The organism is Streptomyces sp. CB02261 (assembly GCF_001905665.1).
Taxonomy (GTDB): Bacteria; Actinomycetota; Actinomycetes; order Streptomycetales; family Streptomycetaceae; genus Streptomyces.
In genome coordinates, this window is record NZ_LIVX01000007.1 from 376,468 (window position 1) to 392,419 (window position 15,952).

12 protein-coding genes are annotated in these 15,952 nt (G+C 74.4%); 7 read left to right on the plus strand and 5 right to left on the minus strand.

Annotated features, from left to right (window positions below):
* The first annotated feature begins 27 nt into the window (after window positions 1-27).
* The 6 genes from AMK29_RS24355 (at window position 28) to AMK29_RS24380 (ending at window position 5,916) form a co-directional block, all read left to right on the plus strand.
* On the plus strand, window positions 28-1,266 hold the full coding sequence (locus tag AMK29_RS24355; protein WP_073816623.1) for an NAD(P)/FAD-dependent oxidoreductase: 1,239 nt from the start codon (window positions 28-30) through the stop codon (window positions 1,264-1,266).
* Window positions 1,267-1,284: 18 nt separating this feature from the next.
* A complete protein-coding gene (locus tag AMK29_RS24360) occupies window positions 1,285-1,962 on the plus strand; it encodes an SDR family NAD(P)-dependent oxidoreductase (RefSeq protein ID WP_073816626.1) in 678 nt (225 codons plus the stop codon).
* Between the two features lie 113 nt (window positions 1,963-2,075).
* Complete coding sequence (locus AMK29_RS24365; RefSeq protein WP_073816629.1) at window positions 2,076-2,819, plus strand: FadR/GntR family transcriptional regulator; 744 nt, start codon at window positions 2,076-2,078, stop codon at window positions 2,817-2,819.
* Between the two features lie 168 nt (window positions 2,820-2,987).
* Window positions 2,988-3,755: a (Fe-S)-binding protein gene (locus tag AMK29_RS24370; RefSeq protein WP_073816632.1), complete on the plus strand. Its 768-nt coding sequence runs from the start codon at window positions 2,988-2,990 to the stop codon at window positions 3,753-3,755.
* On the plus strand, window positions 3,752-5,290 hold the full coding sequence (locus tag AMK29_RS24375; protein ID WP_073816635.1) for a lactate utilization protein B: 1,539 nt from the start codon (window positions 3,752-3,754) through the stop codon (window positions 5,288-5,290). Before AMK29_RS24370 ends, AMK29_RS24375 begins: the two co-directional genes overlap by 4 nt.
* On the plus strand, window positions 5,287-5,916 hold the full coding sequence (locus tag AMK29_RS24380; RefSeq protein ID WP_073816638.1) for a LutC/YkgG family protein: 630 nt from the start codon (window positions 5,287-5,289) through the stop codon (window positions 5,914-5,916). Before AMK29_RS24375 ends, AMK29_RS24380 begins: the two co-directional genes overlap by 4 nt.
* Window positions 5,917-5,946: 30 nt before the next feature.
* On the opposite strand, the gene AMK29_RS24385 is transcribed toward AMK29_RS24380, so the two are convergent.
* The 3 genes from AMK29_RS24385 to AMK29_RS24390 form a co-directional block, all read right to left on the minus strand.
* Window positions 5,947-8,001, minus strand: coding sequence for a SpoIIE family protein phosphatase (locus AMK29_RS24385; protein ID WP_079197104.1), 2,055 nt, complete (start codon window positions 7,999-8,001; stop codon window positions 5,947-5,949).
* On the minus strand, window positions 7,917-8,294 hold the full coding sequence (locus AMK29_RS35310; protein WP_158071354.1) for a PAS domain-containing protein: 378 nt from the start codon (window positions 8,292-8,294) through the stop codon (window positions 7,917-7,919). The genes AMK29_RS24385 and AMK29_RS35310 overlap by 85 nt, the downstream gene beginning before the upstream one ends.
* Window positions 8,295-8,418: 124 nt before the next feature.
* Complete coding sequence (locus AMK29_RS24390; protein WP_073816641.1) at window positions 8,419-9,153, minus strand: FadR/GntR family transcriptional regulator; 735 nt, start codon at window positions 9,151-9,153, stop codon at window positions 8,419-8,421.
* 202 nt (window positions 9,154-9,355) lie between these two features.
* Here AMK29_RS24390 and AMK29_RS24395 point away from each other — a divergent pair, with 202 nt between their 5' ends.
* Window positions 9,356-10,594 (plus strand): aminotransferase class V-fold PLP-dependent enzyme, encoded by a 1,239-nt coding sequence (locus tag AMK29_RS24395; RefSeq protein ID WP_073816645.1) that lies wholly within the window; start codon window positions 9,356-9,358, stop codon window positions 10,592-10,594.
* Between the two features lie 167 nt (window positions 10,595-10,761).
* Here AMK29_RS24395 and AMK29_RS24400 read toward each other — a convergent pair whose 3' ends face one another.
* A complete protein-coding gene (locus tag AMK29_RS24400; protein WP_073816648.1) occupies window positions 10,762-13,737 on the minus strand; it encodes an NHLP bacteriocin export ABC transporter permease/ATPase subunit in 2,976 nt (991 codons plus the stop codon).
* Window position 13,738: 1 nt separating this feature from the next.
* Entirely contained in the window at window positions 13,739-15,856 is a 2,118-nt protein-coding gene (locus tag AMK29_RS24405) for an NHLP family bacteriocin export ABC transporter peptidase/permease/ATPase subunit (RefSeq protein ID WP_241845703.1), read from the minus strand.
* Between the last annotated feature and the right edge of the window lie 96 nt (window positions 15,857-15,952).

The window sequence follows — 15,952 nt, forward strand, 5'->3', positions numbered from 1 at the left end:
GTGCCGACAGGTGGGAGAGGTGGTCGTGTGTCCGCAGCCCAGGACGCGACGGACGTGCTGGTCGTCGGGGCCGGTGTCGCCGGGCTCGCGTGCGCCCGGGACCTGTCGGCCGCCGGCGTCGGCGTACGGGTGGTGGAGGCCGGCGACGAGGTCGGCGGCCGGATGCGCTCGGACCGGGTCGAGGGCTTCGTGGTGGACCGGGGCTTCCAGGTCTTCAACACCTCGTACCCCCAGGTCCGGCGCCGGCTGCCGCTGAGGGACCTGAGACTGCGGCCCTTCACCCCCGGTGTGCTCATCCACGACTCCTCGGGCCGCCTCCGCTTCACCGATCCCACCCGCCGCCCGCGCACGCTGCCCGACCTGCTGCCGGGGCGGCTCGCCGGACCCCGCGACCTGGCCGCCCTCGGACTGCTGTCCGCCCGGGACATGCTGTCGCCCCCCGGCCTGCTCAAGCGCCGTCCGGAGACCACCACCCGCACCGCGCTCGCGGACGCCGGAGTCTCCGAAGCGCTGGTCGAGAGGTTCTTCCGCCCCTTCCTGTCAGGGGTGTTCCTGGAGGAGGACCTGGAGACCTCCGCCCGCGTGTTCCACCTGGTGTGGCGGAGCATGCTGCGCGGCACCCTGTGCCTGCCCACCGCCGGCGTCGGAGCGGTCCCCCGGGCTCTCGCCGACGCCCTGCCGCACGGTGCCCTGGCGCTGGAGAGCCCCGTGGCGGTGCTCACGGACGAGGGCGCGCTGACGGCCGACGGCCGCGAACTCCCGGCCCGCGCCGTCGTGGTCGCCACCGGCCCCGGGCCCGTCACGGCCCTGCTGCCCGGCGTCGCCCTGCCCGGCTACCGGACCGTGACGACGTACTACCACGTCGCCCCGCGCTCGCCCCTCGGCGAGCCGACGCTGCTCGTGGACACCCGGCGCCGCTTCCTCAACACCTGTGTCCTCAGCGACGTCGTGCCCTCCTACGCCCCGCCCGGCCACGCCCTCGTCGCCACCTCGGTCCTCGGCCGGGACGGGGAGGGCCGTGAGCGTCAGGTGCGGGAGGCGCTCGGTGAGGCGTACGGGACCGGTACCGACGGCTGGGACCTGCTGACCGTCCGCACCATCGAGGACGCGCTCCCCGCCATGGCGCCGCCCCAGCCGCTCTCGCGTACCACCCGGGTGGCGCCGGGCCGGTACGTGTGCGGCGACCACCGCGCCACCGGTTCCGTCCAGGGCGCCCTGGCGTCCGGCGCGCGGGCGGCCCGGGAGGTGCTGCATGACCTGCGGTGACCGGACGGGAGACGGATCGTGGACGTGAAGGACGCGCGTGTCCTCGTGCCCGGCGCCACCGGTGTCATCGGTGCCGCCCTGGCCGAGCGGCTGTACGGACTCGGGGCGCGCATCGCGGTGGCGGGCCGCGACCCGGACTCCCTGTCCCGGGTCGCGGCCGCCTGCGGCGACGCGCCGGCCCGCCGCCTCGACGCCTACGACCTGGACGGGTGCGCCCGCTCGATCCCCTGGGCCGTGGGCGAACTCGGCGGTCTGGACGCGGTCGTGGTCTGTGTCGGGGTCGCCGGATTCGGTCCGGCCGAGGAGGTCGGCGACACGGTCGCCGAGCATCTCCTGACGGTCAACGCGCTCGCTCCCGTGGCCGTCCTCCGCGCGGCCCTCGCCGCCGTGCCCGCGGGCGGGGTGCTCGCCGCGGTGACCGGCGTCGTCGTGGACGCCGCGCCGGCCGGCATGGCGGACTACGCCGCGTCGAAGGCCGCGCTGGCGACGTGGCTGACGTCGGTCCGCCGTGAACGCCGGCGGACCGGCCCGGCCGTCGTGGACATCCGGCTGTCCCACGTGGAGTCGGGCTTCGCGGAACGCGCCGTGTGCGGCACCCCGCCGACCCTGCCGCGCGGACGCACCGTCGACGAGGCCGTGGACCGGATCCTGGACGCGCTGACGTCCGGCGGGGCGGGGGCGGGGCACGGCCCGTGACGTTCCGGCCCGCCGAGCCCTCCGGGCACGCCGTGGCTGTGGTCGGACCAAAGTTAGGATGGCCTGACCGGGGCGCGGGTCTCTGTGCCCGTACACCGACAGGGGAGGCATCCGTGACGGCCCAGTGGCGACCCGTGCGGCAGTCGCGGACGCACGAGCTCGTGCTGGAGAGCATCGAGCAGCAGGTGCTCGCCGGCGAACTGAAGGCGGGCGACCGCCTGCCGCCCGAGCGGGAGCTGGCCCTGGCGCTGGGCGTGAGCCGGTCCGCCCTGCGTGAGGCCCTGCGGGTCCTGGAGACCATCGGCGCGCTGGTCGCGAACGTGGGGCGCGGTCCCGACGCGGGCGCGCGCATCGTACGCAATCCCGACGACGCGCTCGGCCGGGTGCTGCGGCTCCACCTCGCCCTCGGCAGCTACGGCGTCGAGGATGTTCTCGAGGCGCGGGTCGTCCTGGAGCGGTCCAGCTTCGAGGCGGCCGCCCGATCGGCGTCGGAGGAGGACCTGGCCGAGGCGGAGGCGTTGCTCGCCCGGATGCGGGAGGCGGGGCCGGACGTCGTCACGTACAACGACCTGGACACGGCCTTCCACGTGCTGATCGCCCGGAGCTCCGGCAACCACCTCGTCTCGACCCTCACCTCCGCCGTCCGTGAGTCCGTGCGCACGCTGATCCTGCAGGCGGAGGAGGCGGCCGAGGACCGGGCCGTGACCGTGGACCGGCTCCACGCCGAGCACGTCGAGCTGCTCCGCCTCCTCCGGGCCGGCGAGGGCGCCGCGGCGGCGGACCTGGTCGAGCGGCACATCCGCGGATTCCACGGCGCGGTCGTCGGCGAGCGGGAGCCCGGCGCACCCGCGAGCTGACGGTCCCGTCGCGCCCCCTCTCGCCCATCGGAACCATCCGCGTCGGCCGCGTCCGCGTCGGTTCCGGCGCCCAGGCGCTTTAAGGTCGGACCACATGGTGGTCGGTACTTGGCGGGAGCGAAGCCCGCGCGTATGGTCGGACCATACTTCGACCGTGGAGGTCCCCCCATGCGCATCGGACTCTTCGCCACCTGTCTGGGAGACACCCTCTTCCCCGACGCGGTGCGGGCGACGGCCCTGCTGCTCACCCGGCTCGGCCACGAGCTGGTCTTCCCGCCGGACCAGACCTGCTGCGGCCAGATGCACATCAACACCGGCTACCAGCGCGAACCGGTGCCCCTGGTCCGCGCCTTCGCCGAGCAGTTCGGCGACCGGGCGATCGACGCCGTCGTCATGCCCTCCGGCTCGTGCGCCGGAAGTGTGCGCCACCAGCACGAGACCGTCGCCGCCCGGTACGGCGACGCCGCCCTGCGCGCCGGCGTCGCGGCGGTGAAGGACAAGACGTACGAGCTGTCCGAGTTCCTGGTCGACGTCGACGGCACCGTGGACGTCGGCGCGTACTTCCCGCACCGCGTCACGTACCACCCGACCTGCCACTCGCTGCGGATGCTCCGCGTGGAGGACAAACCGCTCCGCCTGCTGCGGGCCGTCGAGGGCATCGACCTGGTCGAACTGCCCGAGGCGGACACCTGCTGCGGCTTCGGCGGCACCTTCGCCGTCAAGAACGCCGCGACCTCCTCGGCCATGCTCGCCGACAAGCTCGACCACGTGACGTCCACGGGCGCCGCCGTCTGCACCGCCGGGGACTCCTCCTGCCTGATGCACATCGGCGGCGGCCTGTCCCGCATCCGGTCCGGGACCCGCACGCTCCACCTCGCCCAGATCCTCGCCGCCACCCGTACCTCGCCGCTCCCCCTCCCGGAGGCCGCACGATGAGCAGCACGTTCCTCGGCATGCCCGCCGCCCCGCCCCGCTCCCCGTACGGCGAGGGCCATCTGCGCGGCGAGCGGACGTTCCCGGAGGCGGCCGCGACCGAGCTGGGCAACGGGCAGCTCCGCTCCAACCTCCACAAGGCGACGCACACCATCCGCGCCAAGCGCCTGGCCGTCACCGCGGAGGTGCCCGACTGGGAGGAACTGCGCTCCGCCGGGGCGGCGATCAAGACCGACACCATGAACCGGCTGCCCGAGCTGCTCGAACAGCTGGAGGCGAAGGTCACCGAGGCCGGCGGCACCGTGCACTGGGCCCGCGACGCGTCGGAGGCGAACGCGATCGTCACCCGGCTCGTCGCCGCCACCGGCAGCGACGAGGTCATCAAGGTCAAGTCGATGGCCACGCAGGAGATCGGCCTCAACGAGCACCTGGAGAGCCACGGCGTCACCGCCCACGAGACCGACCTCGCCGAGCTGATCGTGCAGCTCGCCGACGACCGCCCCTCGCACATCCTGGTCCCCGCGATCCACCGCAACCGCGAGGAGATCCGCCGGATCTTCCTCGCGGAGATCCCGGGCGTCGACCCGGATCTCAGTTCCGTGCCCGCCGACCTCGCCGCCGCGGCCCGCGCCTATCTGCGCGAGAAGTTCCTGACCGTCCCCGTCGCCGTCTCCGGCGCCAACTTCGGGATCGCCGAGACCGGCACGCTCTCCGTCGTCGAGTCCGAGGGCAACGGCCGGATGTGTCTGACACTGCCGCGCACCCTGATCACCGTCATGGGCATCGAGAAGGTCCTGCCCCGCTACGCGGACCTGGAGGTCTTCCTCCAGCTGCTGCCGCGATCCTCCACCGGAGAGCGGATGAACCCCTACACCTCGCTGTGGACGGGCGTGACACCGGGCGACGGCCCGCAGGAGTTCCATCTGGTGCTGCTCGACAACGGACGCACCGCCGCACTCGCCGACGCCGTCGGCCGACAGGCCCTCAACTGCATCCGCTGCTCCGCCTGCCTGAACGTCTGCCCGGTGTACGAGCGGGTCGGCGGCCACGCCTACGGTTCGACCTACCCCGGCCCGATCGGCGCCGTGCTCACTCCGCAGCTCGCCGGCATGCACGCCGCGAAGAACGACCCCAACTCCTCGCTGCCCTACGCCTCCACCCTCTGCGGCGCCTGCTACGACGCCTGCCCCGTGAAGATCGACATCCCGTCGCTGCTCGTGGAGCTGCGCCACCAGAACACCGAACAGACCGGCCGCAGCGCCGAGCGGCTCGCCATGAGGGCCGCCGCCGCCGTCATGGGCCGGCCCAAGCTGTTCAAGGCCGCGCAGAAGGCCGCCGGCCTCGGCCGGATCGCCGCCGGCCGGGACCGCACGATCTCCCATCTGCCGCCACCCCTGCGGGGCTGGAGCGACAGCCGCGACACCCCCGCCCCGCCCCGGCGCACCTTCCGCGACTGGTACGCCTCCGAGGAAGGCCGGCGCGCCCTCGCCGACGCCGCCCCGCGAGGCGAGGACGACACCCCCGAGGAGAACCGATGACCGCACGCGAGACGGTGCTCGGCCGCGTACGCGACGCGCTGGCGCTCGCCCCGCAGCCGCCGACGACGGTGGACCGCACCTACCGGCGGGGCCGCAGCCTCCCGGACGCCGAGCGCCTGGAGCTGTTCACCGACCGGCTCGTCGACTACAAGGCACGGGTGCGGACCTGTACGGCGGGGGAGACCGCGGCGACCCTCGCGGACGTGCTCGACGGACTCGGCGCCCGGCGGGTCGGCGTGCCCGCGGGCCTCGACCGGACCTGGCTCGCAGGCTGGGACGGCACCGCCGAGGAGGACCGCGCCGACGTGCCCGCACCCCGCCTGGCCGCCCTCGACGCGGTGGTGACGTCCTCGGCGGTGAGCTGCGCCGAGACCGGGACGATCTTCCTCGACGGCTCGGCCGACCAGGGGCGCCGAGCGCTGTCCCTCGTCCCCGATGTCCACGTGTGCGTGGTCGACCTCTCCTCCGTCGCCGTCGGAGTCCCCGAGGCGCTGGCCCGGCTGGTCCCCGAACGGCCGACGACCCTGATCAGCGGACCGTCCGCGACGTCGGACATCGAGCTGGAGCGGGTGGAGGGCGTCCACGGCCCGCGCGCGCTGGTGGTGGTCATCCGCACGGACGCGTGACCCGGGCCGGACGTCATACCCCCGCGACGGTCAGGGGGAGCGGCGGGGCGGCGGCTCCACGCCGAGCGCCTGCTCCGTCCAGATCGTCTTGCCGCGTGCCCCGTAGCGACAGCCCCAGCGGTTCGCCAGCTGGGCGATGAGGAAGAGGCCCCGGCCGCCCTCCTCGGTGTTCAGGGCCCTGCGCAGCCGGGGCTGGGTGTTGCTGGGATCGGAGACCTCGCAGACGAGGACGCGGTCGCGGATGAGGCGCAGCACGATGGGACCACCGGCGTAGCGGAGGGCGTTGGTGACGAGTTCGCTGACGATCAGTTCCGTGGCGAACGCCGGCTCGTCGAGGCCCCAGGCCTCCAGCCGGCCGTTGACGTCGGCACGGGCCTCGTGCACCGCCGCCGGGTCGGCCGGGTACTCCCACGTCGCCATGTCGTGCTCGGCCACGGCGCGGGTGCGGGCCAGGAGAAGGGTGACGTCGTCGTCGGGATAGTCGTGGGAGGGATGACCGGCGATCAGCTCGGCGCCGATCCGGTCGAGCGGCTCCCCCTCCCGCACCAGCCGGGAGAGCGAGGCGAGCAGGCCGGCCTCGCCGTCGCCGGTGTCGTGGTCCCGGCGGACGAGCCCGTCGGTGTAGAGCGCGAGGACACTGCCGGGCGGCAGCGTCGTCGTGAACACCTCGAAGGGGTTGTCACCGACGCCCAGGGTCGGTCCGGGGACCACGGCGAGGTACTCGGCGCTGCCGTCCGGCAGCACCACGGCCGGGGGCGGATGGCCGGCACTGGCCATCTGGCACACCCGCGTCACCGGATCGTAGAGGGCGAAGAGACACGAGGCTCCGAGGGTGTCGGACTCGTCGGCCTCGGTCATCATGCGCTGCACCAGGTCGTCGAGACGCATCAGGAGCTCGTCCGGCGGGAGATCCAGATCGGCCAGGGTCTGCACGGCGGTGCGCAGCCGGGCCATCGTCGCGGTGGCCTGCAGGCCGTGGCCGATGACGTCCCCGACGACGAGCGCGATCCGCAGCGAGGACAGCGGGAACGCGTCGAACCAGTCGCCGCCGACGCTGACGCTGCCGCCCGCCGGCAGATAGGTGCCGGCGGTCTCGGCCGCGGCGCTCTCGGTGGCCGACGGGGGCAGCAGGCTCCGCTGCAGCACGACGGCCGTGTGGTGCTCGCGCGTGAACTGGAAGGCGTTGTCGATCGCCAGCGCCGCCCGGTGGCACAGGTCCTGCATGAGCTTGATGTCGGCCTCGTCGAACGGGTCGGGGTCGTGCGTGCGGTACACGGCGGCGTACCCGAAGAACCGGCCCCGGTGGTAGAGCGGACAGCCGAGGGCGCTGCGCATGCCCTCGGGCATGAAACGAGCGAGGAGCCGCGGGTCGTGCCCCATGATCTCCCGGAGCAGGTCGGCGTCCGCGACGAGCACCCCGCGGACGACCAGCGCGGCCAGGTCGGGACTCTCGGACTCGATCGCGGTCGGCTCGCCCACCTGGGCGAGCCCGCGGGGCCACACGCCGTCGGCCGACCGGACCGCGACCCGCCGGGGCGCGGACGCCTCCGCCCCGGGGTAGCCGAGGGGAGGATCGCGGCCCTGGAGGACGTCGTCGGGGAAGTCGACGCAGGCGAGGTCGCCGAGCGCGGGCACCAGGACGGCCACCAGGTCGCGGGCGCTGTGCACCACGTCGAGCGAGCCGCCGATCTCGAAGGCGTTCCGGTAGGCCGTGGAGAGACGCTGCTGCGCGTGGTACCTCTCGGTGACCTCGATCGCGGCGATGGCGATGCCGACGGGCGCTCCGAGCGGATCGCTGATCCGGATGCAGGTGAGGGACAGCACGCGGTCCGCCCCGAACGGGTACTCGGCCGCGATGACGGGCGCTCCCGTCTCGGCCACCAGCGCCATGAAACTCCGCACGGTCCCGTGGATGCCCGAGCCCGGCAGGTCGCGCAACCAGTCGTCGCCCTGTCCGGCCGGACGCATCGCCTCGAAGGCGGCGTTGGTACGGACGACCCTCAGGTCCATGTCGAGTTCGGCGACGGCGATGCGGTCCTGGCCCAGGACGGCGCGGGCGAAGGCGGTGTCCTGGTCCCAGCCCACACCAGGCCGTCGGGGCCGGCGGTGAGTACCAGGGTCCCGCCCGCGGCGGCGTCGGACCTCACCAGGTGGACGTCGGCCTCGACCACCGCGCCCGAGCTGTGGCGCAGCCGCAGCCGCCGAGCGCTCCCCGACGGCCGGGAACCGGTCGCGTCCGGCTCCAGGAGGTCCCTGGCGGACGTCCCGGCGATCTGGGCGCTCGTCCAGCCGAGGAGGTCCTCGGCCGCGCGTGACCACCAGACGACACGGCCGCGGGCGTCGAGCAGCGCGGCCGCGACACGGTCCGTGTCGGGCACGTGATGCCCATCGCCACCGGCGGGAGGTGTCACATGCGTCTCCCCTTGTCGGCTCGACCCTGGGGTCCCGCGGGCCGCTGCTGCTCTCCAGGATGCTCTCTCGCCCGCCGCGCGGCACCTCGGGTCAGCCCGGCAGCGGCCCCTCCGCGGGGGCCGGGGCGTCGTCGACCGCGTCCTCCGTGACCGGCGGCCGGGTCGCGCCGAGCCAGCGTTCGCTGCGGGCGATGTGGGCGGCCGCCGCGCTCGCCGCCGCGGCCGGGTCGCGGTTCGCCAGGGCGGCCACGATCGCCCGGTGGTCCTCGTCGCCCGCCCGCTTGAACTCCGGTCCTTCGGGCAGGGCGAAGACGCGGTAGTGGCGGGAGCGCGACCGGAAGACCGTGAGCAGCGCCTGCATGGAGGGAGAGCCGCCGATGCGCGCGATCTCCGCGTGGAAGCGGTGGTCGTGGTCGGCGAACTCCGCGGGATCCTCGCCGGCCTCGATCGTGTCCAGGAGGCCGTAGAGGTTCGTCACCTCCTCGGGCGTGATCCGCGCCGCGGCCTGTGCCATCACATGGGCCTCCAGGACGCGCCTGATCTCGAACAGCTCCAGCAGGCCGTCCAGCGGCAGCAGCTCGACGGTCAGGGACAGCCTGCCCAGCAGGTCCTCGGGCCGCAGCGCCGAGACGTAGGTGCCGGAGCCGTGCCGCGCCTCGACCGCCCCGAGGGCGGCCAGCATGCGCACCGCCTCCCTGAGCGACCCCCGGGATACGCCGAGCTCCTCGCAGAGGTCGCCCTCCGGCGGAAACCTCTGCCCGGCCCCCAGACGGCCGCTGGAGATCATGCGGCGCAAACCGTGGAACGCCGTGTCGACTGCGGACATCGCTTCCTCTCCTGCCTCGCCCGGCCCTCCGCCGAGCCGCCCCCAGTCTAGGCGAGTCCTCCGACATCGCCGTGTACCGATCAAAAGTCATCAGATGAAAAGGCTCGACACTTGCCAATACCGCCGGTGCTGGACAGAATCTCGGCCACGTCATCACACGTCTTTGCTTCTCTGTCTGATGTCCTGCGCCCTTGGGAGTCCTGTGAGCACCCCTGACCCTGCCCCCGCGCCGCGCCCCCTGGTGCTGCCCGACGGCCGCCCGGCCGTCGCCGCCTGGACGCTCGACCCGGCGGTCAAGCACCTCAACCACGGCTCCTTCGGGGCCGTCCCCCTCGTCGCCCAGCAGGAGCAGAACCGCAGGCGCCGGCAGATGGAGGCGTCGCCCGTCGAGTGGTTCCCCGCGCTGCCGGAGAAGATCGCCGCCGCGCGCGGAGCACTGGCCCGCTTCCTGCGGGTCCGGCCCGACGACCTCGCCCTCGTCCCGAACGCCAGCGCCGGCGCCAGCGTAGTCTACGGCGGCGTGCCGACGCGCCCCGGCGGAGAGGTGCTGGTCACCGACCACGGGTACGGCGCGGTGACCATGGGCGCCGAACGCCTCGCCCGGCGCTGGGGCGGCACCCTGCGCACCGCCCACGTCCCGCTCGACGCCGACGCCGACACCGCCCACGCGTGCGTCGTGGACGCGATCGGAGAGGCGACCGGCCTCGTCGTCATCGACCACATCACCTCGGCCACCGCCCGCTGGATGCCCGTCGGACGCATCGCCGCCGAGGCCCGCCGCCGAGGCGTCCCCGTCCTCGTGGACGGAGCCCATGTGCCCGGACTCGCCGCCGATCCCCTCGCCGGCGTCGACTGCGACGTCTGGGTCGGCAACCTCCACAAGTTCGGCTGCGCCCCCCGCGGCACCGCGGCCCTGGTCGCGCGCACCCCGCTGCGGGACCACCTCCACCCCCTGATCGACTCCTGGGGCGCCCCCGCCCCGTTCCCGGAGCGGTTCGACACCCAGGGCACCATCGACGCCACCGGCTACCTCGCGGCCCCCACCGCGCTCGACTTCGTGGCGGACACCTGGGGGTGGGACCCGGCCCGCACGTACATGCGCGAACTGGCGGACTACGCGGAGCGGATCGTGGCCGCGGCCTTCTCCGAACTGACCGGCGAGGACTGCCGCGTGGACGTCGGCACCCCGGTCGACGCCCTGCGGCTCGTGCGGCTCCCCGCCCCGCTGGCCGCCACCCGCGCCGAGGCCGACGCGCTGCGCGACCGCGTGGGCCGGGAACTGGGCGTCGCCGCCGCGTTCACCAGCTTCGGCGGAGTGGGCTACCTGCGCCTGTCGACCCACGTCTACAACACGGCCGCCGACTTCGAGTACTTCGCCGAGCACTGCGTCCCCGTGCTCGGCGCCTGGTCCCGCACCGACTCCCCCGGAGGACGGCGATGAACTCTCGGCCTACGTCCCGGCCGGACGCGGGTTCCGGACCAGGACCGCGCTGCTCATGGCGGCCCTGGTCACCCAGATGATCCCCTTCGCCTTCGCCGGCCGGCACATCGTCCAGGGCCTGACCGCCGGGGCCGTCAAGGGCTGAACACCCGGCCCGGACAGAGCCGTCAGCCCAGCTGGCGGCGGACCAGGGTGTGGAAGAGGCCGGTCGGGTCGGCGAGCAACTCGGCGGGGGTGCCCTCCTGGACGATGCGGCCGTCCGTCATGGCGATCACGCGGTCGGCGCCCATGATGGTGGAGAGGCGGTGGGCGATGACCACACGGGTGGCGCGCAGCGCGCGGGTGGCGTCGATCACCTGACGCTGGGTCTCGTTGTCGAGCGCGCTCGTCGCCTCGTCGAGGAACAGGATCCTGGGCGTGCGGACGAGCGCCTGGGCGATCATCAGGCGCTGGCGCTGTCCCCCGGAGAGGGTGGCGCCGCCGTCGGACACCATGGTGTGCAGGCCCATCGGCATCGCCCGGATGTCGTCGGCGAGCCCCGCGAGCGTGACGGCCCGCTCGATCTCCTCCAGGGTGTGGTCACCGGCCCCCCGGACGCAGTCGAGGATCGAGCCGGTGAGGGGCTGGGCGTTCTGCAGGACGACCCCGCACTGGCGCCGCACGGCGGCCAGGTCGAGTGCGCCGAGGTCCTGGCCGTCGTACAGGACGCTGCCGTCGGTGGGCCGGTCGAAGCCGATGAGCAGGCGCAGCAGGGTCGACTTGCCGCAGCCGCTGGGGCCGACGATGGCGACGAACTCCCCGGGCCGCACCCGGAGGTCGACGCCGTCGAGGACGAGAGGGCCGTCGGGACCGTAGCGGTACGAGAGGCCGCGGGCCTCGACGGCGCCGCCGAGCGTGCCGGGGTGGGCTGCGTCGCCGCGTACCTCGGGGGCGGCCTTCAGGATCGGCACGACCTGTTCGAAGACGGGCAGCACGGCGGCGACCGACAGGAGCGCGCCGGTCGCCTGCGTCACCGAGGAGAGCAGCATCGTCAGGGCGGTGGAGAAGGTGAGGAACGAGGCGGCGGACATCGTGCCCCGGGCGGGACCGGCGAGCAGGGCGAACATCACCAGGGTGCAGAGCGGCAGGCACACGGCGCCCAGGACCGTGAGCGCGTTCTGGATCCGGCCGGCGCGCTGCTGGAGGACCCTGGTCCGGGCGAACTCCCGCGCCCAGGCGGCGTAGGCGAAGCTCTCCGCCGCCGCGACCCGCAGCTTGGGCAGGCCGCGCAGGGTCTGGAAGGTCTGGTTGTCGAGCCGGTTGCCGAGCTCGGTCAGCCGTCGCTGATGGCGCAGCTGCCACAGCCCGAGGACGAGGATGACCGCGGCGACCCCGAGGATCAGCGCGAGGGCCACCAGGGCCAGTTCCACGCTGTGGACGAGCAGCAGCACCAGGTTCACCGTGCCCACGGTGCCGGCCTGGAGACAGACGGGGGCGATGCCGGACAGCATCCGGCGCACGGCGCTGATGCCCATGGCCGCGTTGGCCAGTTCGCCCGTCGAGCGGCCGGTGAAGAACGTGGCCGGCAGGCGCAGGAGCCGGTCCCAGACGGCGGGCTGGAGCGTGGCCTCGATCCGGCCCTCCATCCGCAGCAGGGCGATGTTCTGCGCGAGGAGGGACGCGGCGCCCACGGCGGTGGCCGCGACGAGGGCGATCGCCGTGACGACGATGAGGTCGCCGCGCCCCTGCGGTACGTACTGCCCGAGGATCCGGCCGGTCGCCACCGGCACCGTCGCCCCCAGCACGACGGAGACGAGCCCGGCCAGGAGCAGGCCGCGCAGGTCCTGGCGGGTCCCGCTCAGGCTGAAGCGGAGGAGCCGCGGCAGACCGAGCCGGCCCTCGGGCAGCGGGCGGTGGAACATGACGGCCCGCCGCTCGAACCCGGCTTCGTTGTCCTCGTCGATCCGCTCCCGCCCGCCGTCGGGGTCGGCCGCCACGTAGCCGCCGCGCCGCCACAGCAGGGCGACGGGCGCGCCGTCCGGCTCGCGTCGGCCCAGCAGGGGACCGCAGTTCTCCCGCCACCAGCGGCCGCGCAGCCCGACGGTGCGGGTGCGGACGCGGGAGGCGTGGGCGAGACGTTCGACCGGGTCGTTCCGTCCGGGGTCGGTCGGCGACGCCGACGGACTCCCCGCACCGGAAGCGCCGGTCGCGTCGGCGAGGGTGATCCGGGCGTCCGCGAAGACCAGTCGGCACACGGTCCGGGTCGCGTCCGCCCCGCCCCGCCGCACGCCGCCGCCGGGGCGGCCGAGGGCGGCCAGGAGCGCCCGGTCCCCTTCGCTGCCCGCCGCGCGACCCGCCGCGAGACCGGCGGCCGTACGGTCCTCGTGGTCGCGTCGGCGCTGCTCGATCCAGGCGTCGAGGGCGTACAGGAGCCGGTGCTGCTGCTCCACCATGCCCTGCCACAGCGCCGCGTCGACGAGGAGCGTGCCGGCCGCGTGCGACGCGGAGGCGGCGCCGTAGCCGACGCTCCCCGGGCTGATCGGCATCCAGACGATCTCGTCGTCCTCCGCGCCCCGCCCGGCGTCGGCGCGGCCGTCGAGCGGAGCCTCGTACAGGACGCGCAGGCCACGGCCGATCCCCCGGGCGAAGGCCTCCTCCAGCGGGCTCAGCGCGGGCGCGCCGACGGCGCCGATCCCCTGCGTGGCCCCGTACGCGGATCCGTACCCGTCCCCGTAATCGGAGCCGTCCCCGTCCCCGTACGCGGAGCCGTACCCGTATCCGTGCTCCTGCCCCTCGTACCAGCCGCCCGCCTGCCACGGGTCCGGGTACGACGGGGCGGCCGGCTCGCGCAGTTCGATCCGGCGCAGCAGACACTCCTGGGAGGGGCGCCCCACGAGGGTGTGGCCGGGGCCCTCGGCCGGGCCGAGCAGCAGCGCGCCCGCGCCGAGGCGGCCCAGGAAGTGCCAGGGTCCGAGCCCCGCCACGTCGACGGCGAACAGGTCCAGATGGCCGTGGACGACGAGCCACAGCACCCACGGCCCCTCCAGCGGAAGGCTGCGCAGGCCCGTGCCGTCGACGGGCGTGCCGAGCGCGCCCAGGGCGGCGACCACCGGGTCCGCGGGCGGAGCGCCGGTGGTCGCCGTGGCGGGGGTCGGGGACGTCACCTCAGTGCTCCTTCACGAGGTCGGCGTACCGGCCGCCCGCGGCGAGCAGGTGGGCGTGCGGTCCGCGTTCCACGACCGTGCCCCGGTCCAGGACGAGGATCTCGTCGCTGTCGCGGACGGTGCTGAGCCGGTGGGCGATGACCACGCACGCGCAGCCGCGGCGCCGCAGGTTGTCGATGACGGCCCGCTCGGTGTCCGCGTCCAGCGCGCTGGTCACCTCGTCGAGGACGAGGACGCTGGGGTCGCGGACGAGGGCTCGGGCCAGTTCCAGGCGCTGGCGCTGGCCGCCGGAGAAGTTCCGGCCGTCCTGTTCGACCCGGCTGTGGATGCCGCCGGGCCGCCGGGAGACGACGTCGAGGACGGCGGCGTCGGCGAGGGCCGCGACGACGGCCTCGTCCGGGACGGAGGGGTCCCACAGGGCCACGTTGTCGCGGACGGTCCCCTCGAAGAGGAAGACGTCCTGGTCGACGAAGGAGACCGAGGCGGCGAGGGCGCCGCGCGGGATGTCCGCCAGCGGCATCCCGTCGATGCGCAACGTGCCCTCCCACGGGGCGTACAGGCCCGCGACGAGCCGGGAGACGGTGGACTTGCCGCTGCCGGAGCCGCCGACGAGCGCGACCTGCCGCCCGGGTCCGACCGTCATCGAGAAGTCCTTGAGCAGGGGCGCGTCGAGCGGGCTGTACCCGAAGGTGACGTGGTCGAGCTCGACGTGTCCCGCGAGGCGGCGGGCGGGCCCGGCGGGATCGCGGCGGGTGTGGACCGGATCGACCGGGAAGTTCTCGACGTCCCTGAGGCGGGCGACGTCGACGGCGACGTCCTGCGCGCGGCCGACGACGCCGCCCAGTCGGGCGATGGGCGCGGTGAAGGCCGTCACCAGGGCCTGGAAGGCGACGAGCAGACCGACCGTCAGATGCCCCTCGACGGCCCGCAGACCGCCGATCATCAGGATCAGGGCGCTGTTGACGGCGGCGAGCGTGGGCGCGACGACCGCCAGCCAGGCGGTGGGCACGCCGAGGCGCTGCTGGACGTCGAGGGTGACGGCGTGCTGGCCCGCCCAGCGGCGGAAGAAGCCGTCCTCGCCGCCGGTGGCTTTGATCGTCTCGATGAGCTGGAGCCCGCCGTACGAGGTGTTGGCCAGGCGGGCGCTCTCGGCGCGGAGTTTCCCGGCGCCCGTGGCCCGGACGAGGACCGTGATCCGCATCGCCACCACGTTCAGGAGCGCCACGCCGACGCCGACGACCGTGAGCTGGGGGTCGTACGTCCACAGCAGGACGGCGTAGAGCATGACGACGAGGGCGTCCACGCCGGCCGCCGACAGGTCGCGGGCGAGGGTCTCGGCGACGGTGTCGTTGGACCGCAGCCGCTGCACCAGGTCGGCCGGGCCGCGCTGGGCGTAGAAGGCGACGGGGAGGCGGAGCAGGTGCCGCAGGAAGCGGGCGCCGGTCAGGGTCGACGAGACGATGCGCCCGCGCAGGAGGTTGGCCTGCTGGAGGGCGGTGAGGGTGGCGGTGAGGACCAGTGTGACGGCCATGGCGGCGAGCAGCGTGCCGAGCAGGGAGGACCGTCCGCCGATGAGGAACATGTCGATGTACGTCCGGCTCAGGGCGGGCACCCACGCGCCGACGACGACCAGCAGGAGGCTGGCGAGGACGGCGGCGGCCATGGTGCCGGACATGCCGCGCAGCCGGCCCGGTACGGCGCCCAGGATCCCGGGCCTGCGGCCGCCGCGGCGGAAGCCGGGGCCGGGTTCGAGGACGAGGACGATGCCGGTGAAGGCGCTGTCGAACTCCTCCATGGGCACGAACCGGCGGCCCTTGCCGGGGTCGTTGACGTGGACGCCGCGGCGGCCGGGGCGACGGGTCATGCCGTCGTAGACGACGTAGTGGTTGAACTCCCAGAACAGCACGGCCGGTGCGGCGACGCCCGCGAGGGCGGCCAGGTCCATCTGCATGCCCTTGGCCTGGAGGCCGTAACTCCGGGCGGCCTTCAGCAGGTTGCTCGCCCGCGAGCCGTCGCGCGAGACGCCGCAGGCGATGCGCAGCTCCTCCAGCGGGACGAACCGGCCGTAGTACGCGAGCACCATGGCGAGAGCGGCCGCCCCGCACTCCACGGCCTCCATCTGGAGGACGGTGGGCGTACGGACCGGACGCGGTGTCCTGCCCCGGGGCGTGCTCGCGCGGCGGCGGTTCCGCGGGGTGTGCGCGGCGGCGCGGGT